This is a genomic window from Saccharopolyspora sp. SCSIO 74807, assembly GCF_037023755.1.
GTDB classification, from domain to species: Bacteria; Actinomycetota; Actinomycetes; order Mycobacteriales; family Pseudonocardiaceae; genus Saccharopolyspora_C; species Saccharopolyspora_C galaxeae.
This window is the reverse complement of record NZ_CP146100.1, coordinates 3,506,184-3,531,342: the sequence shown is the minus strand read 5'-3', so window position 1 is coordinate 3,531,342 and position 25,159 is coordinate 3,506,184. Positions and strand designations below refer to the sequence as shown.

The following is a 25,159-nucleotide window of genomic DNA, read 5'->3' as shown; positions in this document are numbered from 1 at the left end:
AATCCGCCGCGCGCGTCTTCAGTGATAACCACACCGGTCGGTATACCTAGGAGAAGCGATGCGAGCAGTGCAGTTGACCGGGTTCGGCGGGCCGGAACGGCTCGACTACCGCGAGGACCTGCCGGAACCCGAACCCTCCGCGCACGAGGTGCGGATCCGCGTCGGCGCGACGGGCATCAACAACACCGACGTGTGGACGCGGGAAGGCGCGTACGGCTCGTCCGACGACCCGTCGGCGACCGCGGGCTGGCGCCGCGAACCGCTCGAATTCCCCCGCGTGCAAGGCGCGGACGTCGCGGGCCGGATCGACCGCGTGGGCCCCGGCGTCGGCGAAGAACGGATCGGCGAGCGCGTGCTGGTCGACCCGATGCTCTACACCGGCGGCGAGCGGGAACTGGTCGACACCGAATACCTGGGCAGCGAGCGCGACGGCGGTTTCGCCGAACTCGTGACCGTGCCCGCGGGCAACGCGCATCCGATCGACAGCGAACTCGGCGACGCGGAGCTCGCCACGTTCCCGACCGCCTACGCCACCGCAATGCGGATGCTGGAGCGAGCCCGCGTGCGCGCCGGGGAGACGGTGCTGGTCACCGGCGCCTCGGGCGGAGTCGGTTCGGCGTTGATCCAGCTCGGTGCGCTGCGGGGTGCGCGGGTCGTCGCGGTCACGACGGCAGCGAAGGCCGAGCGCGCCGCGAAGCTGGGTGCCGAAGCCGTCCTGGACCGGGCGGATCTGGCGGTGGAGCTCGAGCGCACCGGCCCGGTCGACGTCGTCGCCGATGTCGTGGCCGGTCCGGCGTTTTCCCCGCTGCTGCGGGCTTTGGCGCCGTTGGGCCGCTACGTCGTCGCCGGCGGGATCGCCGGGCCGCTGGTCGAAACCGATCTGCGCACGATCTACCTGCGGCAGGTCGAGCTGGTCGGTTCCTCGTTCGGCACGCACGAGGATTTCGCCCGCGTGGTTCGGCACATCGCCGCCGGTGAACTGCGCCCGCTGCTGGCCGGGACCTACCCGCTGCACCGGCTCCGCGAAGCGCAGCAGGACTTCAAGGCCAAGGACTTCTTCGGCAAGCTCGTCGTGCTCCCGGACGCGGCGTGAACCACCTGAGCGCCAGGAGCGACGCGCCCATGGACAACGCGGTCATCGACGGCGCCCGGCTCGCCTACCACCACTCGCCGGGCACGACGGGAGAAACGGTCGTGCTGCTGCACGGCACCCCGTCGCACAGCTTCTTGTGGCGCAACGTGATCCCGGAACCGGAAGCCGACGGGCACGGAGTTCTCGCGCACGACCTGCTCGGCTACGGCCGCTCGGAACGTCCGGTGAGCCGGGCGACGTCGGTGGTCGAGCAGGTCCCGCTGCTGCACGGGCTGCTCGATCACCTCGGGATCGAGCGGTGCACGCTGGTCGCGCACGACATCGGCGGTGCGATCGCGCAGCTTTTCGCCGTCGAGCACCCGCAACGGGTGCGGCGGCTGATGCTGATCGACAGCGTGTGCCGGGACTCGTGGCCGTCACCGACCTGGCGACGGATCATCGAAGAGCACGGCGACGACCACGCGCGGCTGCCGCAGCAGGACTTCGAGCAGATCCTCACGCGGCAGTTGCAGTCGGCGGTCACGACGCCGATGGCGGAGCCGGTGCTCGACGCCTACTTGGAACCGCATCGAGGTCCGCTGGGTCGCATGTCGTTCTTCGAGCACCAAGTGCGCCACTACGACTCGCGGCCCACCCGGGAGATCACCGCGCGCCTGCCGGAACTCGCGATGCCCACGCGGGTGCTGTGGGGCGAGCAGGACCGCTGGCAACCGGTGGAACTGGGCGAATGGCTCGCCCGCACGATCCCGGGCGCCGAGCTGGCCGTGATCCCGGCGGCCGGGCACTTCCTTCCCGAGGAAGCGCCCGGCCGGGTCGCCGCGGAGATCCGGAGCCTGCTCGGGGAATCTTGAGAGGATTCCTCAGTACGTGTAGAAGCCGCGGCCGGACTTCTTGCCGTAGTGCCCGGCGTCGACCATCCGCTGCAGCAGCGGCGGCGCGGCGTACAGCGGCTCCTTGAACTCCTCGTACATCGAGTCGGCGACGGACTTCATGGTGTCCAGCCCGATCATGTCCGACAGCGTCAGCGGCCCCATCGGGTGCGAGCAGCCCAGGACCATGCCGTTGTCGATGTCCTCGGCGGAGGCCACGCCGCTCTCGTACATCCGCACCGCGGACAGCAGGTACGGCACCAGCAGCGCGTTGACCACGAACCCGGCCCGGTCCTTGGCGCGGATGGCCTGCTTGCCGAGCTGTTCGGTGGCGAAATCGGAAGCTCGCTGCACGGTCTGCTCCGAGGTCGCCAGCGAGGGCACCAGCTCGACCAGCTTCATCACCGGCACCGGGTTGAAGAAGTGCACGCCGAGCACCTGCTCGGGCCTGCCGGTGGCGCCCGCGAGCTTGGCGATCGGGATGGAGGAGGTGTTCGAGGCCAGGATCGCGTCCGCGCCGGTGACCCGGTCCAGTTCGGCGAACACGCTGGTCTTGAGCTGCTCGTTCTCCGCGATGGCCTCGACGACCAGCTGCCGGTCGGCGAAGTCGGCCAGCGAGGTGGTGAACCGCAGCCGCCCCAGCGCGGCGTCCCGGTCGGCTTCGGCGAGCTTGCCGCGCTGCACGGCGCGCTCCAGCGAGCCGGTGATGCGCTGCCTGCCTGCTTCGACGGCTTCCTCGCTGACCTCGGAGACCAGCACGTCGAGCCCGGAGCGGGCGTTGACCTCGGCGATGCCGGCTCCCATCAGGCCGGAGCCCACCACGCCCACGCGTTCGATCTTCGTCACCACACCGATCCTTCCGTCCGCGACTCGGCCGCTGCCGAACGACAGCCCGGATGATGTCAAAACGAACGGTTACCGGTCGGTAAGGGGTGCGGTAGGCCACCCCAGTGCGGTCAGGTGGGAGCTCGAAGAAGCCGGACCGCTGCTTGCACGGCCCGGCTTCCTGCCTCCCGGAGCCCCCCGCCACTGACCCCCTGGAGCGAGCCACACTACAGCAACGGACGTGGACGGATCTACGTCTTGCGGCCACATGTGTGGACATCTTTCACGGCATCGGCGGTGTCCCGGAGATCGCCACGCCTTAGAGTCGTGTCCGTGGAGCCCGCGCCCGACTTCTCCGCCAGCCCCGCTTCGGGAAGCGCGATCAGCGTGCACGTGTTCGCCGAGCGGCTGACCGAGCTGCTGGAGGCGCAACCCGATCCGGAAACCGGCAAGCCCTACGGCAGCGAGCGGATGGCCGCGCTGCTGACCGAGCGCGGCGTGCGGATGTCCGGCACGCACATGTGGCACCTGCGCACCGGCCGCGCGGTGCCGCGGCTGACCGAGGTGGTCGCGTTCGCCGAGTTCTTCGGCGTGGGCCTGGACTTCTTCGATCCGGCGATCTCGCGGGACCTGCTGGCGCAGTGGCGGCTGGCCGGGCAATTCCGCAGGCAGGGGGTCGAGGAGGTGGCGCTGCGCCAGCTCACCGGGCAATTCCCGGAGCAGGATCGTCCGCACGTGGCCGAGGCGATTCTCGGGGTGCTGCAAGGGTTCAAGGCGCTGCGCGCGGATCAGTTGCCGGGTTCGCCCGACGACCGGAGCCCGACCGAACCCCTCGAACGGCCCCGGCAGGACGGCAAGCGCGGCAAGGGCCGGAAAAGCTCATGAGGTTCCTGGTGTGGAGCGAAGGCGGGCGGGCGCGTTCGCGCTGGATGCTGCGCAGGCGCAGCGCGCGGCGGCTCGACGCGCTGGGCCTGCCGCACCGGTTCACCGCTGCGCAGCTGCTCGACCGCGCCCGCGCGCACCTCGGCAGGGAGATCTACTTCGCCGCGGTGGAGCTGCCGCCGCGCGCCCCCAGCGGCCTGGCGCTGCTGCCGGCGGGTTGCGTGATCATCGTCGCGGACGCGCGCACGTCGCGCTGGCACCGCTGGCACATCTGGCTGCACGAGCTGATGCACCTGCTGTGGGGCCACGTCGGCCGTCCGGTCGGCGATCCGGCTCCGGCGTTGCGCTCGCTGTTCGGCGATCTGCCGCCGGAGGTGCTGGATCGGGTGCTGACCCGTTCGGCATGTTCGGCGCAGGAGGAAGCGGCGGCCGAGATGATGGCTTCGGTGGCTATGCAGCGGATCAGTTCGTGGGATTCCCCGCAGGCGCACGAGGTGCCCGACGAGGCGCGCGAGGTGCTGCGCCGGTTCCAGATGGCGCTCGGGTGAGCCGGTGACGTTCGCGGTTCTGTACTCGCTGGCGCTGCTGCTGCAGCTGGGCGCTTTCCTGTGGAAGCTGCGGGATCTGCTGCGCGACCCGCGGGATCCGCGGCTGGGGGCGATCACGCTGGCGCTGCTGTTCGTGGCGTGCGGCTTCAACTTCGCGATCCCCCCGGTGTATTCGGCGGTGGCCGCGGCGACCGGCGTGCCGAACCTGTCCACTTTGGCCGTCTACGCGTCGATCGTGCTGTGCACCGCGTCGTTGCAGGTGTTCTCGGTGAATCTGGCGCGGTCGCGGGACGAGGCGGTGCCCGCGGGGCGGGCGCTGGTGCTCGGCACGGGTGCCGCGCTGGCGGTGCTGGTGGCGCTGTTCTGCGTCGCGCCGGTGCACGACGAGCCGCACGTGCTGGACTTCGATTCGCACTACTCGGGCGAGCCGGTCGTCGTCGGGTTCCTCGCGGTGTACCTGGGCGCGTACTCGCTGGGCCTGATCCGCAGTGCGCTGGTGTGCCTGCGGATTCGGCCGCACGCGGCGGATCCGTGGCTGCGGCGCGGTGTGTCGCTGGTTCCGGTCGGTGTCGTGTTCGGGCTCGGGTATTCGCTGTTGAAGGCGGTCGCGGTGGCCGCGACCTGGCTCGGCGGGGATCTCGCGCCGGTCAGCGATGTGGCGGCTCCGGTGAGCGCGACGGTCGGTGCGAGCGTGATGGCGGTCGGGTACGTGCTGCCGTCGGTTCCGCGGTTGCGTCGCCATGCGCGGGCGCGCCGGCAGCTTCGTCCGCTGTTGCGCGCTTTGCGGCCGCTCGCGCCGGAGCTGGCGCAGAACACGCGGCTCGCCTCGGCCGAGTACCGGTGGCTGATCGCGACCGACGACCTGCTGCGGGTGCTGCGGCCGCACCTCGCGCCGGAGGCCGCCGCGCTCGCCGAAGAACACGCGGACCGCCAGGGCCTCGAAGGCGACGAACGCGCCGCAGCCGTCGAAGCCGCCCGCATCGCCGCGGCGCTGCGCGCGCATCGCGCGGGGAGCTCGCCCGGCAACGGCAGCGCCATGATCCGCGAAGAGTCCGGAATGGACGGTCAAGACGTGGCGCTGTGGCAGGTGCCCGATCAGGACCCGGAGCGCGACCTCGCCGAGGAGCTGCGCTGGCTGTGCCTCATCGGTGAAGCGTTCCACCGCCCGCATCCGCTGGTGCGCGCCGTGCTGGACGATCCCCGGCGCGCGGAAAAGGATCCGGCTTCGTGAAAGCTCCGGGCTCCTGAAGCTCCGGCATCGTGGACAGCCCGGCATCGTGAAGAGCCCCGGCCTCAGAACCCCGGCTTCGCGGGGAACCCGGCTTCGTGAACGGCCCCGCCTCATGAAGAATCCCACCTCGTGACCGACGCGCTCACCGTCTCCGAAACCGCGCACGAACCGTTCGCCTCGCTCGCGGAGCTGCGCGCGCAAGGACCGGTGCACCGGATCGACACTCCGGACGGCCCGCCCGCCTGGCTGGTCACGAGATACGCGGAAGTCCGCGCGCTGTTCGGGGATTCGCGGTTCGCGCTGCACCGCGAGCACTCGCACGGCCGCGACTTCACCGGTTTCGACCTGCCTCCGCAGCTCGACGCGCACCTGCTCAACAGCGACCCGCCTCGGCACACCCGGCTGCGGCGGGAGATCGCGCCCAGCTTCACCGCGCAGCGGGTTCGCGCGATGAGTCCGCAGGTTCGTGCGGTGGCCGACGAACTCGCCGCTTCGCTGTCGGGCGAAGTGGACCTGGTCGGCGAGTTCGCGGTGCTCCTGCCGGTGCGGGTGATCGCGGAGCTGCTACCGCTGCCCGCCGACGCGCGGGACACGTTCGCGGGCTGGGCTGATTCGCTGCTGCGGCACACGCCCGGCGCGGAGCCGCGTGCGCGGGACACGATGGACGACATGCGGCGGATCATCGGTTCGGCGTTGTCGTCGGATCCGCCCGCCGACTCGCTGCTCGCGGGGCTGCTGACCGCGCGCGGCGCGGGACGGCTCGATGCGGACGAGTTGACCAGCATGGTCTTCTACCTGCTGTTCGTCTGGTACGAGATCATGGTGCACGCGGTGTCCTCGGCGATGCTGCGGCTGCTCGGCTCGGAACGGCTCGACACCGGCGTCGAGGAGGTGCTGCGGCTGCATCCGCCGCAGTTGCTCGCCGCACCGCGATACCCGTTGCACGACTTGGAAATCGGCGGAGTGAGCGTCCGCGCGGGCGATACGCTGCTGCTGTCGCTGGCATCGGCGAACCGGGATGAGCGGGTGTTCTCGGAACCTTCGGAATTCGTGCCCGACCGCAACCCGAACCCGCACCTGAGCCTCGGCCACGGCACCCACGCCTGCCCGGCTTCGACGCTGACCCGCGTCATCGCCCGCTGCGCCGTGGAGGCGCTGCACGCGCAACATCCGCACGCCGCGCCGACCTCGGCCCCGGTGACCTGGCGCGGCAACTTCCGCCACCACGGCCCGGCCGCGCTACGAGCGAATCTCACCCGCCACAAGCGGTAGTCCGCGGAGTGAACGGACCGTTGGTCCCAATAGATTGGATGAACAGGCCGTTCACTCGCCTCGGTCCGCGGGCGCCGGCATGTCGCCCCGGTCCGCGTACGCGGGATGCAATCCGAGCGAACGGACCGTTCGTCCGAATAGATTGGGCCAACAGGCCGTTCGCTCCAGGAACTGCGCTTGCTAGGAGTTGTCGAGGGGCTGGCAGTTCGGACAGTGGAATGTGGTTCGGCCCGCGGTTTTGGTGCGGTCGAGGGCGGTCGAGCAGCGCGGGCAGTGCGGGTCGGGCTCGTCGCGGTGGCCGGTGAGCCAAGACGGGCGGTCGGGCACGTGGGCGACCTTCGCGGACTGGCGCAGCACGGTGTGCGCGCGGCGGCTGAGCTTGGACAGCTCCGGCGCGCTCAGGTCGCCGGTGCTGCGCGCCGGGTGGATGCGGGCCTGCCAGAGGGTTTCGTCGACGGTGAGATTTCCCAGCCCGGCCAGCACTTCCTGGTCCATCAACGCCGCTTTCACGCCGCGCTTGGTGCGGGTCAGCCGCTCCCGGTAGTCCGCTGCGGAGGCCGCCATCGCGTCCGGGCCGAGTTCGCCGAGTTGGGCGTCCAGGTCGGACTGCCGCCGCGCCAGGTGCAACCCGGTCAGCTTGCGCATGTCCCGGTACCGAAGCTCGCCGTCGGCGAAGCGGAACACCACTCGGTCGTGCTTGTGCGGCTCGTCGTCCCGGCCGCACCACAACATCCGGCCGGTCATGCCGAAGTGCAGCAACACCTCCGGGAACTCGGCGCCGACCGGTATCACCAGCCACTTGCCGTGCCGCCACGGCGTGCCGAACTCCTTGCCGCGCAAGGCTTTCCGGAACTCCTGCGGGCGCACCCCGCGCAGCACCTGCGAGTCGTTGACCACGACGTCCTCGACTTCGCGGCCGGCCGCGGCTTGCGCGACCCGGCGAAAACCCTCGACGTCCGGCAGCTCGGGCATCCACTCCGACTACCCGGCAGAGCCGCTGATCACGCAAGCAGGTACTGCGTGAACCAGCTGGTGGCGACGGTGGCGGCTTGTTCCAGGGCGCCGGGTTCCTCGAACAGGTGCGTCGCGCCGTCGACGACGTGCAGGTCGTGCGGGGCGCGGAGTTGCTCAGCGGTGCGGCGGTTTAGTTCGAGCACTTCCATGTCGCTGCCGCCGACGATCAGCAAGGTCGGTGCTCGCACGTTCTGCAGGGCTTCCGAAGCAAGATCCGGACGACCACCACGGGAGACCACCGCCTGCACCACATCCGGTCGGCGGGCGGCGGCGCCGAGTGCAGCGGCCGCGCCGGTGCTGGCGCCGAACAGGCCCGCCGGGCCGCGCCACCAGTCCAGCACGCCCAGCACCCGCACGGTCAGCAGCGGGATGTTGAACCGCAGCTCGGCGTGCACGTCGGCGCGGTCCTCGTCCGGCGTGAGCAGGTCCATCAGCAGCGTGCCGATACCGGCTTCCTGCAGCTGCTCGGCGACCCAGCGGTTCCGGCTGCTGTGCCGGGACGAGCCGCTGCCGTGCGCGAACACCACCAGCGGCCCGTTGCGGTCCGGCAGCGTCAGGTCGCCGATCAGCTCACCGGTCCCGTGCACGACCGGGAGCGAGACCTGCTCAGGTTCCGCCATCCTGCACCCGCTCCGCGCCTTCCTCCGGTGAGGCGTTGCTGACGCCGGTGGCGTCGCCCTCGTTGGTCGCCGCGGACAGGCCGGTGTCCTCGACCTCGTCGCCCTCCAGGACCGTGCCCGGTTCGCCTGCGGCGTCCTGCTCGGCGGCGATCTGCTCACCGCGGGAACCGTCGGCGACCTCCTGGGTGGCCTGCTCGTCCACCGAGTCGTCCAGCTCGTACAGGCGGGTTTCGGCGACCGGTCTGCCCGGTTCGGCGTCCGGGTCGGGGCGTTCCTCCGAGATCCGTTCGTCGATCGAGTCGCCCGCGCGCTGCTCGCTCGGCGTGGGGCGCTCGGCCGTGGTCTGCGACAGGTGCTCGGGCGGCTCCACGCCCCCTTCGAGCGGGTCCACGCCCAGTTCGTCCTCGTCGAGGTCCCCCGCGGATTGCAGCTCGGCCGGATCTTGCGGTTCCGCAGGGTCCGGGCCGACCTCGTCAGCAGACGGAGTCGTGGCGTCCAGCGGATCCGACATCGTGCGCGTCTCCATTCCCTACGCGGACATGACCTCCGCGCACGGACTACCCGCACGTACGGCTGTTAATCCCCCTTGATCGAACGCAGGAACGACGCCCAGCGGGAGCGGTCGAACACGAGCGTGCCGCCGGAGCGGTCCTTGGTGTCGCGGACGCCGACCGTTGATGGCGTGCGTGCGACCTCGACGCACGCTGCGGCGTTCGAGGTGTAGCTCGACGTGTACCACTGGGCTTCTTCTAGCGGGGTCACAATCCTCACCTCTTGACGGAACGTAGGAAGGAAGCCCAATGACGGTGGTCGAAGGTCAAGGTGCCGCCGCTGCGATCCTTGGTGTCGCGGACGCCGACCGCTGCGGAGGTCAGCGCGACCTCGACGCAACCCTGCGAACTGGTCGAGTAGCTGGCCTTGCGCCAAGAAGCGTTCCGAAGCTCGTGCATGATCCTCATGTTATCGAGTTCAGGCACTCCTGAATGAGGCGTTCGGACTCCTGCCGATCGACGGCACGTTCGGCAGCCTCGCTGAAGGACAAGCAGTACTGGTGCACACGCGCTTCGCCGTCGATCAGGTTCAGCGAAGTGACCGTTTCCTGCCAAGCCAGTCGTCGGAGGCGCGCACTGGGGAAAGTGAGGAGATGGAACGTCGATCCGCCCATCGCACCGTAACTGTCAGCGGTGAACGGAATGATTCGGATCTCGACGGTCTCCGCGTGCGTGTGGATCAAGTCCAGCAGGTGCTTCAGTTGTCCCGCAAGGACTTCCGGCCCGCCGACCTGTTGCCTGATCGCCCCTTCGGCCATGACCACTGTGGCGCGCAAAGGTTCCGATCCGTGTAGGCGCCGCTGCCTCTGCATTCGTGCCTCGACCCGCCGGTTGACTTCCGAGCCGCGAAGGTTCGCCCGGTCACCGTTGTGCACGGCCCGCGCGTAATCCTCGGTTTGGAACAGCCCGGACACCGCGCCGCTTTCGTAGCTGCGGATCTCCTCGGCGCCGTGCTCGAAGCCGAAGAACCTCAGCAGTTCCGGCGCGAAAAGCCCGCTGTAGCGAGCCCACCAGCCGCGTCCGTCCGCCTCGCGGCGCAAGCCGATCAACTCGGCGGCCTCGTCCTCGCCCAGCAGATACGTCGCTGCGAGCTTCGCGAGCTTGTCCTCGGCGATCTTGCGGCGGCCGTGCTCGATGTTGCTCAAGTAGTTCTGCGTGACGCCGATCGACTCCGCAGCGTCGGTCCCGTTCATCTCGATCTCTTCGCGGGCTTCCTTGAGCCGGATGCCCAACTCCCACGCCGCCACCAGGGGCGATGCCGGTGCCATACCGCTCCCTTCCGAGCACTGCGCTGGCTGCCAAGGTTTAGCACACCCAGTAGAACACGTTCGAGTGATGCCATCAGAAATATTTCTAGGGTAAGTTCTGATCTTGGCGGCGGCCCCGGTCCTCCCCGACCTCTCCCCGTTGGGGCCGCCGCCTCCTTGGGTGGAAAGGAGCGGGACGTGGATCCGATCTCGAACGGTCCGGTGGCCTACTGGCGGCCGGTCGGCGGTGTGCGGCACGGGATGCTGACCTCCGAGCGGCCGTATCCGGGCGAGGAACGCAAAGCGCTCTGCGGCGAGCCGCTGCTGATCACGAAACCGCGCGACGAGGACTGGCTCTCGCCGACCTGCGCGACCTGCTGGGCTGAGGCGAAAGCATTGCGGGACAAGCGATCGCGGCGCTGAGCCGTCAGCTCTTGCCTTCGGTGCTCGCCCGCGGGACCAGCACCCGCGGCGGAAGTTCCAGGTCGTCGGCCGTGCCGGTCTCGATCAGCTCCAGCAGCAGGTGCACCGCTGCCTCCGCGTTCTGCTCGTCGTCCTGCGCCAGCGCGGTCACCTGCGGCGTCACGACCCGGCACAGCATCGAGTCCTGCCAGGACAGCACCGCGAGCTCATCCGGAACGCGGGTGCCGAGCTCGGCGGAGCGCGCCACGGCCGCGACCGCCATCACCGCGCTGTCGTAGACGATCGCCGTGGGCGGCGGGTCCGCGGCCAGCAGCCGCCAACTCGCCCGCACACCACCGGATTCGGTGCTGTCGGCCTCGGCTTTGACCAGGTCGGTGCCGAGGCGTTCGCGCACCCGCCCGCGCAACGCGGCGCTGCGGTTCTGGGTGTGCTGCAGATCGGGACCGCCTTGGACGTGGCCGATCCGGCGATGCCCCAGCGACGCCAGGTGATCGACGACGGCGTGCACCTCTTCGCGCTCGATGTGGCGCAGCACCGCGACGTTGCCGAAGCGCTCGTGGTCACCGACGACGACGGCGGGAATGCCGAGTTCGCGCAGCAGTTGCGGGCGCGGGTCGCAGGCGCGCAGGTCGGTGACGATCATGCCGTCGATGCGGCGCTCGGCCCACCAGCGGCGATAGGTCAGCAGCTCGGCGTCCTGGTCCGGAGTCAGCGCCAGCTGCAACGACAAGCCGTGCTGCGCCAACGCGGCCTCCACCCCGGACAACCACTGCACCACGAGCGGATCGGAACGCAGCTCGTCCGGCGGGCGGGACAGCACGACGCCGACGCTGCCGGTGCGGTCCGCGGCCGGAGTGCGGGCCGGGCCGCCGGACTCCCAGCCGAGCTGGGCGGCGACATCGAGGACGCGTTCGCGCGTCGCGGCCGAAACACCCGCGCGGCCGTTGAGCGCGTAGGACACCGCGGCCTTGGACACGCCCACGCGGCGCGCGATGTCGATGATCGTGGGCCGGTTCAACTCAGGCTCCCCCTCGGTCAGCCCTCCCCGCCCCGGCAGCATAGCGAATTCCGCGATCTCGTCGGCCGGACTTTCCGGAGTGCGAGACCCGTTCGCCCGCTCTTCCCGGGGGCACGGTCCGCTCACTCCGAACACACCATCCCCGGCCGGGTAAGGCGCGGGCGTGTCGATTTTCCGAGTGAACGGACCGTTGGTCCCACTAGATTGGACGAACAGGCCGTTCACTCGGAGAGGACGAGCCGGACGGGGCCGGACATGCCGAAGGCGCCGGGGATCAGCCCGGCGCCTCCAGCGCACTGAACTCGCTCGATCGCGGAAAGACCGAGCGCAACCGGCTCAGCTGCCCCGGTTCTCCCCCAACTCCTCGACGATCGGGTTCGCCGGGACCTCGGCCTGGTGCTCGGCCAAGCCGCCCTTCTGCGGCCGGCGGTTCTGCTGAGCCTTGTCGGAATCCGACTGGCCCTCCTCCTCGCCCCGCTCCAGCGGGACCGAGCGCACCACTTCGGTGACGTTGTCGTAGTCGGCGGGCGGCATCGCCCGCAGCGCCCGCACGGTCTCCTCGTCGACACCGTTGTTGTTGGCGAACTGCACCAGCTGGTCCTTGCTCGCCGGGAAATCGACGCCGGACAGCGAAGCCTTCAGCGTCTCACGCGTCGTCGTCATGCTTTCCCCTTTCGACGCGGGGTCTCGGTTCACGTTCCGCGGCAGGCCCTCAGCCGTCGCTGTAGCGCAGGATCGCGCCGACACCGCCGTCGAGCTCGACCTTCTCCGGATCGACCAGCACCAGTTCGGCATCGGTGCCCGCCACCGCCCACGCGGTCGCCGCACTCGCGGGCGCGGTGCCGGGGCTCGCCACGCCCATGTCCGTGAGCGAGCGCTGCTCGAGCGCGATCTGGTTCGGCAGCGGACCGACGTGCAGCCAGGTCACCGACTCCGGGCGAGACCACAGCAGGGTCCGGACCTGGCCGCGCTGCAGGGCGCCGATCACGCGTTCCCAGCCTTCGACGGCGCGTTCGTGCCTGCCGCGTTCCTGCTCGAACTCGCGCACCGTCTCGTTCGCGCGGGCCTCCACGGCGTGCGCCACGGTGTCGTCGACCTCGCGGCGCAAGCTCTCGCCGGACGCCTTGCGATCCAGGTGGCTCGCCTCGGTCTGCACCGTGCGCTCCCGGATGTTGTCCGGCAACGCCTCGTGCACGAGCTTGCGCTGCTGCGGATCACCGGCCAGCACGACCGCTTCGGCGCCGATGCGCATCGCCTGCTTGGCGAGTTCGTCGGCGGCCTCGCGGGCGTTGTGCTGCCACTGCTCCTCGACCGCGTGCTGGAAGCGCTTCTCGTTCTCGTCGTGGCCCCCGACGTGGGCCTTGTGCACCGGGTGCTCACCGCCCTGAACCCGCCGGGTCTGCGGCTCGCCGCCCGCCGGGGCGATCGTGAGCTCCGCGTTGACGTGATCGACCAGCGCGACGACGTGCGGGATCTTGGAAGCCCGCAGCCGCAGGTACGGCATCAGGTGCGGCAGCGTGCCGTAGTGCACCTTCTCGTCGTCGGAAGCGTCGGTCGGCGGTTCCGGCAGCTCCTCGTTGAACACGACCTCGCCGCCGGTGGCCACCAGCACCTGGCCGCGGCGGCCGGTGCGGTACTCGTGCCGATCGACGGTGTCGTCCAATGCGCGCAGCGTGTCCTCGTCGGCACCTTGGTCGGTGAGCTGCTCACGCGCCGAACGCCACCGCAATTGCACGGCCTTCTTCGCGTCCTCGGCATCCGCCGAAGTGTCCAGGTAGACCGTCGCGAACGGCCCTCGGCGTTCGTAGACGTCTTGCAGGAACGCGAGTTTCATCGACCACTCCAATTAAATCTCGGGGCCTCCGATCCGCCGCGCGATGCGCGCGGGCCGGATCAAGCGCTGCGGGCCTGCGCGCGGTGCTTGCCCTCGGCGACCTCTTCCACGAGCTTGTCGCAGAACGCGGGCAGATCGTTCGGGTTGCGACTGGTCACCAGGCCGGAGTCGACGACGACCTCCTCGTCGACCCATTCCGCGCCCGCGTTGCGCAGATCCGTGGCCAGGCTCGGGTAGGAGGTGACCCGGCGGCCGCGAACCACGTCCGCCTCGACCAGCGTCCACGGGCCGTGGCAGATCGCGGCGACCGGCTTCTGCTGCGAGAAGAAGGTGCCGACGAAGCGCACCGCGCTCGGCTCGGTGCGAAGCGCGTCCGGATTCGCCACACCGCCGGGCAGCACCAAGCCGTCGTACTCGTCCGGCGAGACCTCGCTGACGACCTTGTCCACGGTGAACGTGTCCGCCTTCTCCAGGCCGTCCCGGCCCTGCACCGAACCGGGCGCCACCGACACCAGCTCGGGTGTGCCGCCCGCGTCCTGCACGGCCTTCCACGGCTGGGTCAGCTCCACCTGCTCGATGCCGTCCTGGGCCACCAGGAACGCCACCTTCGCGCCGTTCAGACTGGCGCTCATCGCACAACCTCCGTGTCGATCGGTGAAGCACCGCTGTGCTGCGGTGCCGCTTGGCCGTGCCCTACCCGTGGCCCGGATGCGGCAAACTCCACGGTGGATCACCCGCGATCGACTTCGAGGAGCCCGGATGCGCATCGGCGCGACGATCGACGACTTCGCACTGCCGGACCAGCACGGCGCGGAACGCAAGCTCTCCGAACTGCTCGCGCACGGCCCGGTGGTGCTGTTCTTCTACCCGGCGGCGATGACCTCGGGCTGCACCGCGGAGAGCTGCCACTTCCGCGACCTGTCCGCGGAGTTCGCCGAGCTCGGGGCGCAGCCGGTGGGCATCAGCACCGACCCCGTCGACAAGCAGGCGGAGTTCGCCCGCACCAACTCGTTCCAGTACCCGCTGCTGTCCGACACCGACGGGGCCGTCGCGCGGATCTTCGGCGTCAAGCGCCGGTTCGGTCCGCTGCCGGTGAAGCGGCACACCTTCGTCATCGGCCAGGACCGCACGCTGCTGGAAACGGTGCGCAGCGAGTTCAACATGGGCACGCACGCCGACACGGCGCTGAAGTTCCTCCGCGAGCGAAGCGGCGCATGAGCCACATCGCGTTCGAAGCCCCACCCGCACCGGGGCACGTGAACCCGACGCTGCCGCTGGCCGAACCCGGTGCGGGTCTTAGGCGCCGAACAACTCGCGGTGTTTCTGGAGGGCGTGCTCGCCGAGATCCGCACGGACCTGTCCGCGCTGATCGAGCACTTCGGCCTCGACCGGCCGGACGTGCGGGCGAACCTCGCGTGGATGCGGCAGGTGATCGCCGAGAGCGGCGGTGCGGCCGCAGCCGCCGACATCGTGGAGAGCCGGCTCTGATCGCATCGGTGCGTACCGGCGCGGGGCAGCGGGTAACCGCGAGGTCGTGCGGGGGTTCACGAGCATCGCGCTGGTCGCGTTCGGGTTGGGTGCGCTGACCGGCTGCGGCGGGACGGTGCTGGAATCGCCCAGCGGTGCTCCGGCGGGTGCCGCGGGGACCATCGGCACCAACGAGGGCGTCGGGCAGATCAAAGTCCGCAACGTGCACTTGGCCGCCACCGAAGCGGGCTATCCGCCTGGTTCCGCCGCACCGGCCGAGCTCTTCCTGATCAATAACGGGATGCGGCAGGACGCACTGGTCGGAGCGCGTTCCCCGCAAGCCGAACGGGTCGAGCTGCGATGGGACCGGGGCTGCGACGGGCAGGCCGAACCCGTGCCGCAGATCCCTGTCACCGCGCAGGGCACGGTCCCGCTGGCGCCCGGCCAGCCCGAGTCGGCCACGCCGTACCGGCTGGAGGTCATCGGGCTGGAGCGGATGGCCCGCCCGGGAACGACGTTCCCGCTGACATTGACCTTCGCGCAGGCAGGTGACGTGCGCGTGGACGCGAAGATCCAAGCCACCCGCGACGGCGACAAGCCCCCTCCGCACCCGTGCGCGGCACCGCCCGGTCCACCGGCGACAGCGCCACCACCGCCCAGCACACCGCAGGGCAGGGAATTCACCGCGCAGGGCACGGTGCAAGCCGGTCCCCGGCCGGACTGCCGGCTGCTGTCCGGACACGGCAGGCCGTACATCCTGGTCGGCGGCGATCCGGCCGTGGTGCGGCCGGGAGCCGAGATCACCGTGCGCGGTTCTCCGGTACCGGAGCTGCGCACGCCGTGCGGGCACGGCACCACGCTGCACGTGCTGCAAGCGATGCCGAGGTGACGGCGCAGCACCGGCGGGATCACCCCAGCGGGATCACTGCGGCGGGATCACTGCGGCGGGTTCGCGCACGACGGGTTCAGCAGCTTCTGGATCTCCGGAGTCCGCATGTTCTCCTTCGTGACCAGCGTCGAACCGGTGTCGGTGGCCGGGCTTTCGCCCGGCAGCCTGCGGATGTCGGTGATCGCCGACTGGACCGAGGAATAGCCCATCTTGAACGGGTTCTGCGCGATCAGACCGGTGATCACGCCGTCCTTCAACGACTCGATCTGGCCTTCCGAGGTGTCCCACCCGATGATCTTGACCTGGCCGGCCTTGCCCGCCTGCCGAACCGCCTCGGCCGCGCCCAGCACGCTCGGCTCGTTGCCCGCGTAGATCCCGTTCAGGTCCGGATTCGCGGTCAGGATGTCCTGGGTGACCTGCAAGGCGGTGTTGTAGTCGCTGCTGGAGGACTGCCGCGCCACCAGCTGCAGGCCCGGGTTCTTCGCCAGCCCGCGCTCGAAGCCCTCCGCGCGGGTCTCGTTCGTGCTGGTGCCCGGCAGGAACTCGATGAACGCGACCTTGCCGCGCCCGCCGAGCTGGTCGGCCAGCAGCTGGGTGCCCTGCTCGGCGGCCTGCACGTTGTTCGTGGCGTAGACCGGCACGCCCGGCGGCTGCGGAGTGGTGCCGGAGTCCATGTTCACCACCGTGGTGCCCTGCTGCAGAGCCGACTCCGACACCTGCGCGAGCGCTTTCGCGTCCGTGGCGGCGAAAACCAGACCCTGCACGCCCTGGGCGATGGTGTCCTGCAGCAGGCTCTGCTGACCGCTGACGTCGTCCTCCGAAGTGACGCCGTCCCAGTAGACGTTGACGTTCGGGTGCTTCGAGGCCGCGCACTCGGCGCCGACGCGCACCTGCTCCCAGAAGTCGAACCCGATCGCCTTCGGGATCACCGCGAGCCGGATCGCGCCGCCCTCCGCGGCGGCCGTGCCGCTCGGCCGGTGGATCCGCACGCTGCAGCCGGACGCGGCCAGCAGCACGACCAGGCACAGCAGTCCCAGCAGCTTCTTCATCGCCGAACCCCTCACCCGACGTCCCCGGCGAGCTTGCGGCGCTGGTACCGGTCCCACCACACCGCGAGCCAGATGATCACGCCGATCAGCACGTTCTGGTAGAAGGTGCCGATGTTCAGCTGCACCGCGCCGTTGCGGATCACCGCGACCAGGAACGCGCCGATCAGCGAACCCAGCACCGTGCCGCGCCCGCCGAACAGGCTCGCCCCGCCGATCACCACGGCCGCGATCACGTCCAGCTCCAGGCCCTCGCCGAAGTTCGGCTGACCCGAGTTGATCCGCGAAGCCGCGATCATGCCGCCGAGCCCGGCCAGCATCCCGGACAGCACGTAGACCCAGGTCGTGTGCTTGCGCACCGGCACGCCGGACAGCCGCGCGGCCTCCGAGTTCGAGCCCATCACGTAGGAGTAGCGGCCCAGCCGGGTGCGGGTGAGCACCAAGTGCCCGAGCACCGCGACCACCACGATCATCAGCACCGGGATCGGCACCGGACCGATCACGCCCTGCCCGAGCAGGCGGAACGACTCCGGCGCGCCGAACACCGCGACCGCGCCGGTGCTGATCAGCACCAGACCGCGGGCGACGCTGAGCATCCCCAGCGTCGCGATGAACGGCGGCAGCCCCACCGTCGACACCAGCAGGCCGTTGACCAGGCCCGCGGCCGCGCCGACCACGAGTCCGCCGAGGATGCCCACCAGCGGGTTGAAGCCGAAGTCGGCCATCAGCATCACGCCGAGCACCCCGGACAGCGCGGCCACCGAACCCACCGACAGGTCGATGCCGCCGGTGATGATCACCAGCGTCACACCGACCGCCATCACCGCGTTCACCGAGGTCTGCGACCCCAGGTTGAACAGGTTGTCCGCGGTCAGGAACGACGGCGCGATGATCGAGAGCACCACGAACACCACGATCAGCGCCCCCGCAGCGGCGACCTGCGAGATCGCTCCGGAGAAGCGGTCGGTCAACCCGCCGAGCAGGCCACCGGAGGCCGCACCCCCGCTTTCCGATCTGTCCTCTTCGACCGGCGGCTGCCCGCCAGGCCCGGTCGGCGACTGCTCGCTCACTGGTCCTCCCTCGCTCCGGTCGCCAGCGCCACGATCCGTTCTTCGGAGAACTCGGCGCGCTCGAGCTCACCGGTGATCCGCCCCTCGCGCAGCACGAGGATCCGGTCGCACATGTTCAGCAGTTCCGGCAGGTAGCTGGAGATCAGCACGACCGCCTTGCCGTCCACGGCCAGCGCGTCCAGCTGGCCGAACATCTCCGATTTCGCCCCGACGTCCATGCCGCGGCCGGGCTCGTCGAACAGCAGCACCTCGGCCTCGGTCTGCAGCCAGCGCGCCAGCACGACCTTCTGCTGGTTGCCGCCGGACAGCGCCTGCACCGGGCGGCCGATGTTCGGCACCCGGATCCGCAGCCGGTCCCGTTCCCGTTGCGCGACGCGGCGTTCCGCGCCCAGGTCGATCAGCCCGCCCGCCATCGGCAGCTTCGCCAGCGTGATGTTCTTGTCCACGCCGAGCTGCAGCGCCAGCCCGTCGGACTTGCGGCTCTCGGTGAGGTAGCCGATGCCCGCGGCGATCGCGTCCGCCGGGCCGCGGATCTTGAGTTCCCGGCCGTCCAGCTCGACCGAGCCGGAATCCGGCGGTTCGGCCCCGAACACCGATCGCGCCAACTCGGTGCGCCCGGCACCCACCAGCCCGGCCATGCCGACGATCTCGCCCGCGCGCACCTCGAACGACACGTCGCGCACCGCCGCGCCGCGGGACAGCCCGCGCACCCGCAGCCGCACCTCGCCCGGCTCGGTGTAGGTGCGCGGGTAGAGGTTCTGCACGTCGCGGCCCACCATCAGCGCGACCAGCCGCGACTCGTCCAGCTCGGCCACCGGCCGGGTCGCGACCACCTCGCCGTCGCGCAGCACCGTCACGCGGTCGCCGATCTCGAAGATCTCGTCCAGCCGGTGCGAGATGTACAGGACGCCGATGCCGTTGGCGGTGAGCTCGCGGACGATGCCGAACAGTTCCGCGGTCTCCTGCTCGGTCAGCGTCGCCGTCGGCTCGTCCAGGATGAGCAGCTTCGCCTCGACCGCCAGCGCCTTCGCCAGCTCCACCCGCTGCTGCTGCGCGGTGGAGAGCTTGCCCACCGGCCGCGCGGGATCGACGTGCAGCCCGACCCGCTTGAGCAACGCCCGCGCCTGCTCGCGCTCGGCGCTGCGGGAGATCCACCCGGCGCTGCCGGGCTCGTGCCCGATGAACAGGTTCTCCGCCACCGACAGGTCGGGGGCCAGCGCGAATTCCTGGTGCACCATCGAGATCCCGAGCCTGCGCGCCGCGGCGGGCCCGCGGAAGGACACCGGCCGGCCGTCGACCTCGACGGTGCCGGAGGAGGGTTCCTCGACCTGCGCCACCAGCTTCATCAGCGTCGACTTGCCCGCGCCGTTCTCGCCGGCCAGCACGTGCACCTCGCCCGCGCGCACGTCCAAGTGGACCCCGGAGACCGCGACCACCCCGGGGAATCGTTTGCTCACGTCGTCGAGCCGCACCAGCACCGGCGCCGCCGACCCCTCGGAACGCGACACGGTGTGCCTCCCTCGATCATCGTTGATCAGGTACCGCCACTGCGGTGCGCCGGAGCATACTCACCGCGGCACTGCGCCGGAAGAGTTGCGGCGAACCCGAGTAACCGATTACCAGCAGCCCTCGCGAACGCTCTCGGCGGGGATCGCGACAACGCCGGTGTCCGAATCCGTAAGCTGGCCCCCGCCACCGAGTCATCGAGGGGGACTTGAAGTGCAGCCGTTGCTGGCAAGCGATCCCGCCAAGGTCGGGGACTACCGCCTGCTCGCCCGCATCGGTGGCGGCGCGATGGGCGCGGTGTACCTGGCGCGTTCCCGCGGCGCCCGCGTCGTGGCGATCAAGGTGGCCCGCCCGGAGCTCGCCGAGGACGCGGAGTTCCGCGAACGGTTCCGCCGCGAAGTCGACATGGCCCGCTCCGTCGGCGGCTTCTGGACCGCCGCCGTCGTCGATGCCGAACCGGACGCCGAGCAACCGTGGCTGGCCACCGAATACGTGCCCGGCCCGACGCTGCACAGCGCGGTCTCCGACCACGGCGCGCTGCCCGAGCCGACCGTGCGCAGCCTCGCCGCCGGGCTGGCCGAGGCGCTCAGCGCGATCCACCGGGCCGGGCTGGTGCACCGCGACCTGAAACCGGGCAACGTGCTGCTGGGGCCGGACGGGCCGCGGGTCATCGACTTCGGCATCTCGCGCGCGGTGACCAACAGCGCGCTCACCGCCACCGGGATCTTCCTCGGCACGCCGGGGTACTTCTCACCGGAGCAGACCACCGGCAGCGACGTCGGCCCGCCCAGCGACGTGTTCTCGCTCGGCGCGGTGCTGGTGTTCGCGGCAGGCGCCGCCGGGCCGTTCGGCTCCGGCAGCGCACCGGTGATGCTGTACCGGGTGGTGCACAACCGGCCGGACCTGAGCGCGCTGAGCCCGGGTCTGCGCTCGCTGCTCGGCCCGTGCCTGGCCAAGGAACCTGCCGAGCGGCCGACGCCGGACCAGCTGCTGGACGCGATCGGCGCGACGAGCCCGCAGGGCGACAACTGGCTCCCGCCCGCGATCAGCGCCGTGATCAACGAGCACACCACGCAGCTCAAGCAGGCTTCCGAGGCGGCGTTCGAGATGCCGCTGCCGGGTGGTGCCGCCCAGAACGGCGGCACGGCTCAGAGCAGTGCTGCCCACCAGGGCGGCAACCGAGGAACCGCATTCGCGCAGCCGCCCGGCGGGCAGGCCGTGCCCGGCTCGGCCGCGTTCCAGGCCGGCACGCCGTCGAACCCCGGCTCACGACCGCGGGGTGACTGGTCGGCCGCACCGCCGCAGTTTCGGAACCCGAACGCGGGGGCCGCGCCCGCCGCGCAGACCAAGCGGCCGCCCGCCCCGAAGGCTCCCGAACCGTCGTTCCCGTCGTCGGTGCCGCGGAAGGTTTCCGCGAACACCCCCGGACCGGTGTTCGTCACCGGCGGTCGCGGCAGCGCGCTGCTGTGGGCGGTGTTGATGTTCGTGGTCGCGGCATTCGCTTACACGCTCGGCGACGAAGTCGCCGGCAACCCGGTACCGACGCTGGCGTTCCTGCTGTTCTTCGTCAGCGGTCTGCTGTCGCTGGCCAAAGCCGTGCTGCCGGGCCTGCGGCTGAAGGTCAACACCGACGGGCTGCGGATCTCGCGGGCCGGGCTGGCGCGGGAGATCCCGTGGCACGAAGTGCGCCGCGTCGGCATCGTCGGCAAGGGCAAGAGGCAGGCGTTGACCGTGTGGCTGGCCGAACACGCGCCGCCGCAGCGCTGGCACGCGTGGCACCCGGTGCGCCGGATGCACGGCGGGGTGCAGATGTTCCCGCTCGGCGCGACCGGCGGGCCGATCACGCGGCGGCAGGAGACCCACCGGGTGCGCGAGGCCCTGCAGCAGTACGGCCGCGGCACCTACGACCGCCGCTTGAGCTGACGGTCACTCGGCCCGCGGCGGAACCGGCAGCACGCACGCCGGAGCCGGGGTGGGCACCGGATCGCCCAGCGTCGCGAGCTCGCCCGAGTCCGAAACTTCGAAAGCCTGCACCGTTTCGCTGAGCTGCCCGGCCGCGTACAGCACCCCGCCTTCCGGCGACAGCGCGATGTGCCGCGGACCGCGCACGCCCGCGGGCACGAACCCGAGCGGCTCCAGCTCGCCGGTGAACACCGCGATGCTGTCGTGGCCGCGGTTGGAGGCGAACACGAACCGGCCGTCCGGGGAGACGACCACCTCCGCGGCCAAGTTCTCGTCGGTGTGGCCCGCGGGCACCAGCGGTCGCGGGCGGCCCGGCTGCAGCTCACCGGTCTCCGGGTCGTAGGCCAGCGGCACGATCGTCGAGTCCAGCTCGTTGACCAGGAACGCGCGCTCGCCGTCCGGGTGGAAGGCGAGGTGCCGCGGCCCGGCGCCCGCCTGCGGCGAGACCTCGTGCTTGAGCGCCATGTGCCCGGTGTCCGCGTCGAAGGCGTACACGTACACCGCGTCCGTGCCGAGGTCTGCGGCGAGCACGAACCGCCCGTCCGGCGACGGCAGGATCTGGTGCGCGTGCGGGCCTTCCTGGCGCTGCCGGTTGGGGCCCTGGCCGCTGTGCTCGACGGCGTGGCACGCCTCGCGCAACGCCCCGCGCTCGCCGACCGGATGCACCACGACGTTGCCGGAGAGGTAGTTCGCGGTCAGCACGTAGCGCCCCGAGGGGTGCACGCTCACGTGGCAGGGCGCTGATCCGTGCGTGGGCTGCGAGTTGACCTCGGTGAGCCGGCCGTCCGCACCCACCGCGAACGCCACGACCCGTCCCCTGGCCAGCTCGTTGACCGCGTACAACGCCGCGCCGTCCGGGGACAGCGCCAGGAACGACGGGTCGTAGCTGTCGGCCACGCTGTCGGTGCACCGCAATCGCCCGGTCCCGTCGGCGTGCGCCAGGCGGATCCCGTTGGCGGCGGATTCCGGGCCGGTGTAAGCGCCCAGGTAGACCCGGTAGTGCGCGTCTTGCGGCATCGGCAACCTCCACTCGTGGGTGCGCTCCGCGCGGACTCGCGCCGACGGAGGCCTCGGGGATCGCGCCCGGACATCCGATCATCGACGCTGGGTCATCGACGGTACACGCGGTGTTCATCCGCGTTCGCCCGACCGTAGCCACCGCGTGCCGTCCCGCACAGGTCCGCCGGACCTACGGCCGCACGACGCGTGAACGTTTCACGCCGGAGCCGAAGTGCGCAACGATCAGTCGCGTGAAGCAATGCTGCGCGGCTGAAACGAAGGCGTCGGGCGGCATAACCTGAGCGGCATGACTTCCGCTTCGACCGACACGCCTGCCGCCGCCGGGGCTTCGGGCGCCTCCGACGTCTCCGGTGCCGCCGACATCTCCGGCGCTTCGGGCGCGGCCGAATACCTCCGGCTCGACGAGCAGTACGGCGCGCACAACTACCACCCGCTGCCGGTGGTGATCGCCGAAGCCGACGGGGCGCGGGTGACCGACGTGGAAGGTCGCCACTACCTGGACTTCCTCGCCGGGTATTCCGCGCTGAACTTCGGGCACCGGCACCCGCGGCTGGTCGCCGCGGCCACCGAGCAGCTCGGTCGGGTCACGCTCACCAGCCGGGCGTTCCACCACGATCAGTTCGGGCCGTTCTGCCGGGAACTGGCCGAGCTCACCGGCACCGAGCGGGTGCTGCCGATGAATTCCGGGGCGGAGGCCGTCGAATCCGCCATCAAGATCGCCCGGAAGTGGGCGTACGAAGTCAAGGGCGTGCCCGCGGAGCAGGCCGAGATCGTCGTGGCCGGGGGCGGCTTCCACGGCCGCACCACGACGATCGTGTCGTTCTCGACCGACGAGTCCGCCCGCGGCGGCTTCGGGCCGTTCACGCCCGGGTTCCGCATCACCCCCTACGGCGACGCGGCGGCCGTCGAAGCGGCGATCTCCGAACGCACCGCGGCCGTGCTGGTGGAACCGCTGCAGGGCGAGGCCGGTGTGGTCGTTCCGCCGGAGGGCTACCTGAAAGCGGTGCGGCGCTCCTGCGACGAGCACGGCGCGCTGCTGATCGCCGACGAGATCCAGTCCGGGCTCGGCCGCACCGGCGAACTGCTGGCCTGCGAGCACGAGGGGGTGCGCGCCGACCTGTACACGCTCGGCAAAGCGCTCGGCGGCGGCATCCTGCCGGTTTCCGCGGTCGTGGGCCGCGATGACGTGCTCGGCGTGCTGCGGCCCGGTGAGCACGGCTCGACTTTCGGCGGCAATCCCCTGGCATGCGCGGTCGGGCGCGAGGTGGTGGCGATGCTGGCCACCGGCGAGTTCCAGCGACGCTCCCGCGAACTCGGCGCGCACCTGCACGCGCGGCTCGGCGAACTCGTCGGCCGCGGGGTCACCGGGGTGCGCGGGCGCGGGCTGTGGGCGGGTGTGCAGCTCGCTCCCGGCGGCCCGACCGGCCGGGAGGTCAGCGAAGCCCTGGCCGCGCGCGGCGTGCTGTGCAAGGAAACCCAGGACACCACGCTGCGGATCGCACCCCCGCTGGTGATCGGCCGCGACGAGCTGGACACCGGCCTGGACGCGATCAGCGAGGTGCTCCACCAGGAGTGAACGGACCGCTGGTCCCAATAGATCGGGCGAAGAGGCCGTTCACTCGGAACTCAGGATTTGACGATGTCCCTGGATAGCGAAGTGAGACGGCTCAGCGCCCGCAGGTACTTCTTGCGGTAGCCGCCGCGCAGCATCTCCTCGGTGAACAGCCCGGACAGCGGCTCGCCGGAGACCCGCACCGGGATCGCCCGGTCGTAGAGCCGGTCGGCGAAGGCCACCAGCCGCAGCCCCACCGTCTGGTTCGGCGCCGCGTGCAGTCCGCGCAGGTGCACGGTGCTGACGCCGTCGACGAGCTTGCCGTACTTCGACGGGTGCAATCCGGCCAGGTGGGTGCAGAGCTCGTCGAAGTCGTCGAGCGTGGCCCCTCCGACCGAGTCGGCCTGCTCGGCCAGCTCCGCGTCGTCGGCCGGTTCCGGCGGATCCGGCAGCCCGCGGTGGCGGTAGTCCGGCCCGTCCACCCGGACCACGTCGAAGCGCTCGGCCATCGCGTGGATCTCGCGCAGGAAGTCGGCAGCGGCGAACCGTCCCTCGCCGAGCTTGCCGGGCAGCGTGTTCGAGGTGGCCGCGACGTGCACGCCCGCTTCGGTGAGCTTCGCGATCAGCTGGGTGACCAGCATCGTGTCGCCCGGGTCGTCGAGCTCGAACTCGTCGATGGCCAGCAAGCGGTGCTCGGACATCCGCCGCACCGTCTCGCTGAACCCCAGCGCGCCGACCAGGTTGGTCAGCTCGACGAACGTGCCGTAGGACTTCGGGCCGGGCACCTCGTGCCACAGCGAGGCCAGCAGGTGCGTCTTGCCGACGCCGAAACCGCCGTCCAGGTACAGGCCCCGCTTGGCCTGCGGGCGCTTCCCGCCGGACTTGCCCGTCTTCTGGCCGAAGAGCGTTCGCCACCACGAGCCGCCTTCGCCGGCGGCCGCGACCCGGCCCGCGAACTCGCGGCAGGCCGCTACGGCCTCGGCCTGGCTGGGCTCGTCCGGGTTCGGCACGTAGGTCTCGAACCGGGCCTCGTCGAACAGCGGTGGCGGAGCCATCGCGTCGATCAGTTCGTCCGGGCTCAGCTCGGGGCTGCGGTCCACGAGGCGCGCGGCGGTCATGCCGCCGACTCTATAACCGGTGTCGGACCGGTGACCGGTGGCAGTGCTCACCCCCTCGGCGCTGCGGGTCCGGCCGATCGGGCGGGCGTCACCCGTGTTGGG

At 70.9% G+C, this 25,159-nt stretch carries 28 protein-coding genes; 12 read left to right on the top strand and 16 right to left on the bottom strand.

From position 1 onward, the window contains the following. Positions 1-58: 58 nt before the first annotated feature. The gene (locus V1457_RS16295; RefSeq protein ID WP_338595390.1) at positions 59-1,093 is read left to right on the top strand and encodes an alcohol dehydrogenase family protein; all 1,035 of its coding nucleotides are present in this window, start codon (positions 59-61) and stop codon (positions 1,091-1,093) included. Positions 1,094-1,122: 29 nt separating this feature from the next. Then, positions 1,123-1,944, top strand: a complete 822-nt coding sequence (locus V1457_RS16290; RefSeq protein ID WP_200071343.1) for an alpha/beta fold hydrolase — start codon at positions 1,123-1,125, stop codon at positions 1,942-1,944. Positions 1,945-1,953: 9 nt separating this feature from the next. On the opposite strand, the gene V1457_RS16285 is transcribed toward V1457_RS16290, so the two are convergent. Then, complete coding sequence (locus V1457_RS16285; RefSeq protein ID WP_307850141.1) at positions 1,954-2,808, bottom strand: 3-hydroxybutyryl-CoA dehydrogenase; 855 nt, start codon at positions 2,806-2,808, stop codon at positions 1,954-1,956. A gap of 312 nt (positions 2,809-3,120) precedes the next feature. Here V1457_RS16285 and V1457_RS16280 point away from each other — a divergent pair, with 312 nt between their 5' ends. The 4 genes from V1457_RS16280 (at position 3,121) to V1457_RS16265 (ending at position 6,720) form a co-directional block, all read left to right on the top strand. Then, a complete protein-coding gene (locus tag V1457_RS16280) occupies positions 3,121-3,672 on the top strand; it encodes a hypothetical protein (RefSeq protein WP_200071341.1) in 552 nt (183 codons plus the stop codon). Then, a complete protein-coding gene (locus V1457_RS16275; protein WP_200071340.1) occupies positions 3,669-4,217 on the top strand; it encodes a hypothetical protein in 549 nt (182 codons plus the stop codon). Before V1457_RS16280 ends, V1457_RS16275 begins: the two co-directional genes overlap by 4 nt. A 4-nt stretch (positions 4,218-4,221) precedes the next feature. Then, positions 4,222-5,448 carry an MAB_1171c family putative transporter gene (locus V1457_RS16270; protein WP_338595387.1) on the top strand — a complete coding sequence of 409 codons (1,227 nt, stop codon included), beginning with the start codon at positions 4,222-4,224 and terminating at the stop codon, positions 5,446-5,448. A 129-nt stretch (positions 5,449-5,577) separates the two neighbouring features. Continuing rightward, positions 5,578-6,720, top strand: a complete 1,143-nt coding sequence (locus V1457_RS16265) for a cytochrome P450 (protein WP_338595385.1) — start codon at positions 5,578-5,580, stop codon at positions 6,718-6,720. Between the two features lie 180 nt (positions 6,721-6,900). Here the strand turns inward: V1457_RS16265 and V1457_RS16260 are convergent, their stop codons facing one another. From V1457_RS16260 to V1457_RS16235, 6 genes are all read right to left on the bottom strand, one after another. After that, positions 6,901-7,692: a DNA-formamidopyrimidine glycosylase family protein gene (locus V1457_RS16260; protein WP_338595384.1), complete on the bottom strand. Its 792-nt coding sequence runs from the start codon at positions 7,690-7,692 to the stop codon at positions 6,901-6,903. A 29-nt stretch (positions 7,693-7,721) separates the two neighbouring features. Then, positions 7,722-8,354 (bottom strand): dienelactone hydrolase family protein, encoded by a 633-nt coding sequence (locus tag V1457_RS16255; RefSeq protein ID WP_295141443.1) that lies wholly within the window; start codon positions 8,352-8,354, stop codon positions 7,722-7,724. Beyond that, the gene (locus V1457_RS16250; protein ID WP_200071333.1) at positions 8,341-8,865 is read right to left on the bottom strand and encodes a hypothetical protein; all 525 of its coding nucleotides are present in this window, start codon (positions 8,863-8,865) and stop codon (positions 8,341-8,343) included. Before V1457_RS16250 ends, V1457_RS16255 begins: the two co-directional genes overlap by 14 nt. A 65-nt stretch (positions 8,866-8,930) precedes the next feature. Then, positions 8,931-9,116, bottom strand: a complete 186-nt coding sequence (locus V1457_RS16245; protein ID WP_338595382.1) for a DUF397 domain-containing protein — start codon at positions 9,114-9,116, stop codon at positions 8,931-8,933. A 5-nt stretch (positions 9,117-9,121) separates the two neighbouring features. After that, positions 9,122-9,304, bottom strand: coding sequence for a DUF397 domain-containing protein (locus tag V1457_RS16240; protein WP_295141634.1), 183 nt, complete (start codon positions 9,302-9,304; stop codon positions 9,122-9,124). Positions 9,305-9,309: 5 nt separating this feature from the next. Next, the gene (locus V1457_RS16235; protein ID WP_295141631.1) at positions 9,310-10,137 is read right to left on the bottom strand and encodes a helix-turn-helix transcriptional regulator; all 828 of its coding nucleotides are present in this window, start codon (positions 10,135-10,137) and stop codon (positions 9,310-9,312) included. A gap of 213 nt (positions 10,138-10,350) precedes the next feature. On the opposite strand from V1457_RS16235, the gene V1457_RS16230 reads away from it, so the two are divergent. After that, on the top strand, positions 10,351-10,575 hold the full coding sequence (locus V1457_RS16230) for a zinc finger protein (protein WP_200071330.1): 225 nt from the start codon (positions 10,351-10,353) through the stop codon (positions 10,573-10,575). A gap of 4 nt (positions 10,576-10,579) precedes the next feature. Here the strand turns inward: V1457_RS16230 and V1457_RS16225 are convergent, their stop codons facing one another. The 4 genes from V1457_RS16225 to V1457_RS16210 form a co-directional block, all read right to left on the bottom strand. Beyond that, a complete protein-coding gene (locus V1457_RS16225; protein WP_200071329.1) occupies positions 10,580-11,593 on the bottom strand; it encodes a LacI family DNA-binding transcriptional regulator in 1,014 nt (337 codons plus the stop codon). Between the two features lie 336 nt (positions 11,594-11,929). Beyond that, on the bottom strand, positions 11,930-12,256 hold the full coding sequence (locus tag V1457_RS16220) for a DUF2795 domain-containing protein (protein ID WP_338595379.1): 327 nt from the start codon (positions 12,254-12,256) through the stop codon (positions 11,930-11,932). Between the two features lie 49 nt (positions 12,257-12,305). Next, entirely contained in the window at positions 12,306-13,427 is a 1,122-nt protein-coding gene (locus V1457_RS16215; protein WP_295148997.1) for a Vms1/Ankzf1 family peptidyl-tRNA hydrolase, read from the bottom strand. Between the two features lie 59 nt (positions 13,428-13,486). After that, positions 13,487-14,059, bottom strand: coding sequence for a type 1 glutamine amidotransferase domain-containing protein (locus V1457_RS16210; RefSeq protein ID WP_200071326.1), 573 nt, complete (start codon positions 14,057-14,059; stop codon positions 13,487-13,489). 127 nt (positions 14,060-14,186) lie between these two features. On the opposite strand from V1457_RS16210, the gene V1457_RS16205 reads away from it, so the two are divergent. The 3 genes from V1457_RS16205 to V1457_RS16195 all read left to right on the top strand — a co-directional run bounded on the left by V1457_RS16205 (position 14,187) and on the right by V1457_RS16195 (position 15,783). Beyond that, positions 14,187-14,645, top strand: coding sequence for a peroxiredoxin (locus V1457_RS16205; RefSeq protein WP_200071325.1), 459 nt, complete (start codon positions 14,187-14,189; stop codon positions 14,643-14,645). Between the two features lie 69 nt (positions 14,646-14,714). Next, a complete protein-coding gene (locus V1457_RS16200; RefSeq protein WP_338595377.1) occupies positions 14,715-14,915 on the top strand; it encodes a hypothetical protein in 201 nt (66 codons plus the stop codon). A gap of 46 nt (positions 14,916-14,961) precedes the next feature. Next, positions 14,962-15,783, top strand: coding sequence for a copper chaperone PCu(A)C (locus tag V1457_RS16195; RefSeq protein WP_338595376.1), 822 nt, complete (start codon positions 14,962-14,964; stop codon positions 15,781-15,783). A gap of 47 nt (positions 15,784-15,830) precedes the next feature. Here V1457_RS16195 and V1457_RS16190 read toward each other — a convergent pair whose 3' ends face one another. Genes V1457_RS16190 through V1457_RS16180 form a run of 3 tightly spaced genes read right to left on the bottom strand, consistent with a single transcriptional unit; the run spans position 15,831 to position 19,407 of the window. Continuing rightward, positions 15,831-16,832 carry a substrate-binding domain-containing protein gene (locus V1457_RS16190; RefSeq protein ID WP_338595375.1) on the bottom strand — a complete coding sequence of 334 codons (1,002 nt, stop codon included), beginning with the start codon at positions 16,830-16,832 and terminating at the stop codon, positions 15,831-15,833. 11 nt (positions 16,833-16,843) lie between these two features. Further along, positions 16,844-17,899, bottom strand: coding sequence for an ABC transporter permease (locus tag V1457_RS16185; RefSeq protein WP_200071322.1), 1,056 nt, complete (start codon positions 17,897-17,899; stop codon positions 16,844-16,846). Next, positions 17,896-19,407 carry a sugar ABC transporter ATP-binding protein gene (locus tag V1457_RS16180; RefSeq protein WP_338595372.1) on the bottom strand — a complete coding sequence of 504 codons (1,512 nt, stop codon included), beginning with the start codon at positions 19,405-19,407 and terminating at the stop codon, positions 17,896-17,898. The genes V1457_RS16185 and V1457_RS16180 overlap by 4 nt, the downstream gene beginning before the upstream one ends. A 211-nt stretch (positions 19,408-19,618) precedes the next feature. Between V1457_RS16180 and V1457_RS16175 the strand changes: the two genes are divergently transcribed. Then, on the top strand, positions 19,619-21,328 hold the full coding sequence (locus V1457_RS16175) for a protein kinase domain-containing protein (RefSeq protein ID WP_338595371.1): 1,710 nt from the start codon (positions 19,619-19,621) through the stop codon (positions 21,326-21,328). A gap of 3 nt (positions 21,329-21,331) precedes the next feature. Here V1457_RS16175 and V1457_RS16170 read toward each other — a convergent pair whose 3' ends face one another. Continuing rightward, the gene (locus V1457_RS16170; protein WP_200071320.1) at positions 21,332-22,384 is read right to left on the bottom strand and encodes a lactonase family protein; all 1,053 of its coding nucleotides are present in this window, start codon (positions 22,382-22,384) and stop codon (positions 21,332-21,334) included. A 289-nt stretch (positions 22,385-22,673) separates the two neighbouring features. On the opposite strand from V1457_RS16170, the gene rocD reads away from it, so the two are divergent. Further along, positions 22,674-23,963: an ornithine--oxo-acid transaminase gene (gene rocD, locus V1457_RS16165; RefSeq protein ID WP_338595369.1), complete on the top strand. Its 1,290-nt coding sequence runs from the start codon at positions 22,674-22,676 to the stop codon at positions 23,961-23,963. Between the two features lie 50 nt (positions 23,964-24,013). On the opposite strand, the gene zapE is transcribed toward rocD, so the two are convergent. Then, entirely contained in the window at positions 24,014-25,057 is a 1,044-nt protein-coding gene (gene zapE, locus V1457_RS16160; RefSeq protein ID WP_338595367.1) for a cell division protein ZapE, read from the bottom strand. Between the last annotated feature and the right edge of the window lie 102 nt (positions 25,058-25,159).

What these genes read in the sequence shown, in the direction of transcription:
- V1457_RS16295 (WP_338595390.1), top strand. Translation starts at nt 59, where the DNA reads ATGCGAGCAGTGCAGTTGACCGGGTTCGGCGGGCCGGAACGGCTCGAC.
- V1457_RS16290 (WP_200071343.1), top strand. Translation starts at nt 1,123, where the DNA reads ATGGACAACGCGGTCATCGACGGCGCCCGGCTCGCCTACCACCACTCG.
- V1457_RS16275 (WP_200071340.1), top strand. Translation starts at nt 3,669, where the DNA reads ATGAGGTTCCTGGTGTGGAGCGAAGGCGGGCGGGCGCGTTCGCGCTGG.
- V1457_RS16260 (WP_338595384.1), bottom strand. Translation starts at nt 7,692, where the DNA reads ATGCCCGAGCTGCCGGACGTCGAGGGTTTTCGCCGGGTCGCGCAAGCC.
- V1457_RS16255 (WP_295141443.1), bottom strand. Translation starts at nt 8,354, where the DNA reads ATGGCGGAACCTGAGCAGGTCTCGCTCCCGGTCGTGCACGGGACCGGT.
- V1457_RS16250 (WP_200071333.1), bottom strand. Translation starts at nt 8,865, where the DNA reads ATGTCGGATCCGCTGGACGCCACGACTCCGTCTGCTGACGAGGTCGGC.
- V1457_RS16240 (WP_295141634.1), bottom strand. Translation starts at nt 9,304, where the DNA reads ATGCACGAGCTTCGGAACGCTTCTTGGCGCAAGGCCAGCTACTCGACC.
- V1457_RS16220 (WP_338595379.1), bottom strand. Translation starts at nt 12,256, where the DNA reads ATGACGACGACGCGTGAGACGCTGAAGGCTTCGCTGTCCGGCGTCGAT.
- V1457_RS16215 (WP_295148997.1), bottom strand. Translation starts at nt 13,427, where the DNA reads ATGAAACTCGCGTTCCTGCAAGACGTCTACGAACGCCGAGGGCCGTTC.
- V1457_RS16210 (WP_200071326.1), bottom strand. Translation starts at nt 14,059, where the DNA reads ATGAGCGCCAGTCTGAACGGCGCGAAGGTGGCGTTCCTGGTGGCCCAG.
- V1457_RS16205 (WP_200071325.1), top strand. Translation starts at nt 14,187, where the DNA reads ATGCGCATCGGCGCGACGATCGACGACTTCGCACTGCCGGACCAGCAC.
- V1457_RS16190 (WP_338595375.1), bottom strand. Translation starts at nt 16,832, where the DNA reads ATGAAGAAGCTGCTGGGACTGCTGTGCCTGGTCGTGCTGCTGGCCGCG.
- V1457_RS16170 (WP_200071320.1), bottom strand. Translation starts at nt 22,384, where the DNA reads ATGCCGCAAGACGCGCACTACCGGGTCTACCTGGGCGCTTACACCGGC.
- rocD (WP_338595369.1), top strand. Translation starts at nt 22,674, where the DNA reads ATGACTTCCGCTTCGACCGACACGCCTGCCGCCGCCGGGGCTTCGGGC.
- zapE (WP_338595367.1), bottom strand. Translation starts at nt 25,057, where the DNA reads ATGACCGCCGCGCGCCTCGTGGACCGCAGCCCCGAGCTGAGCCCGGAC.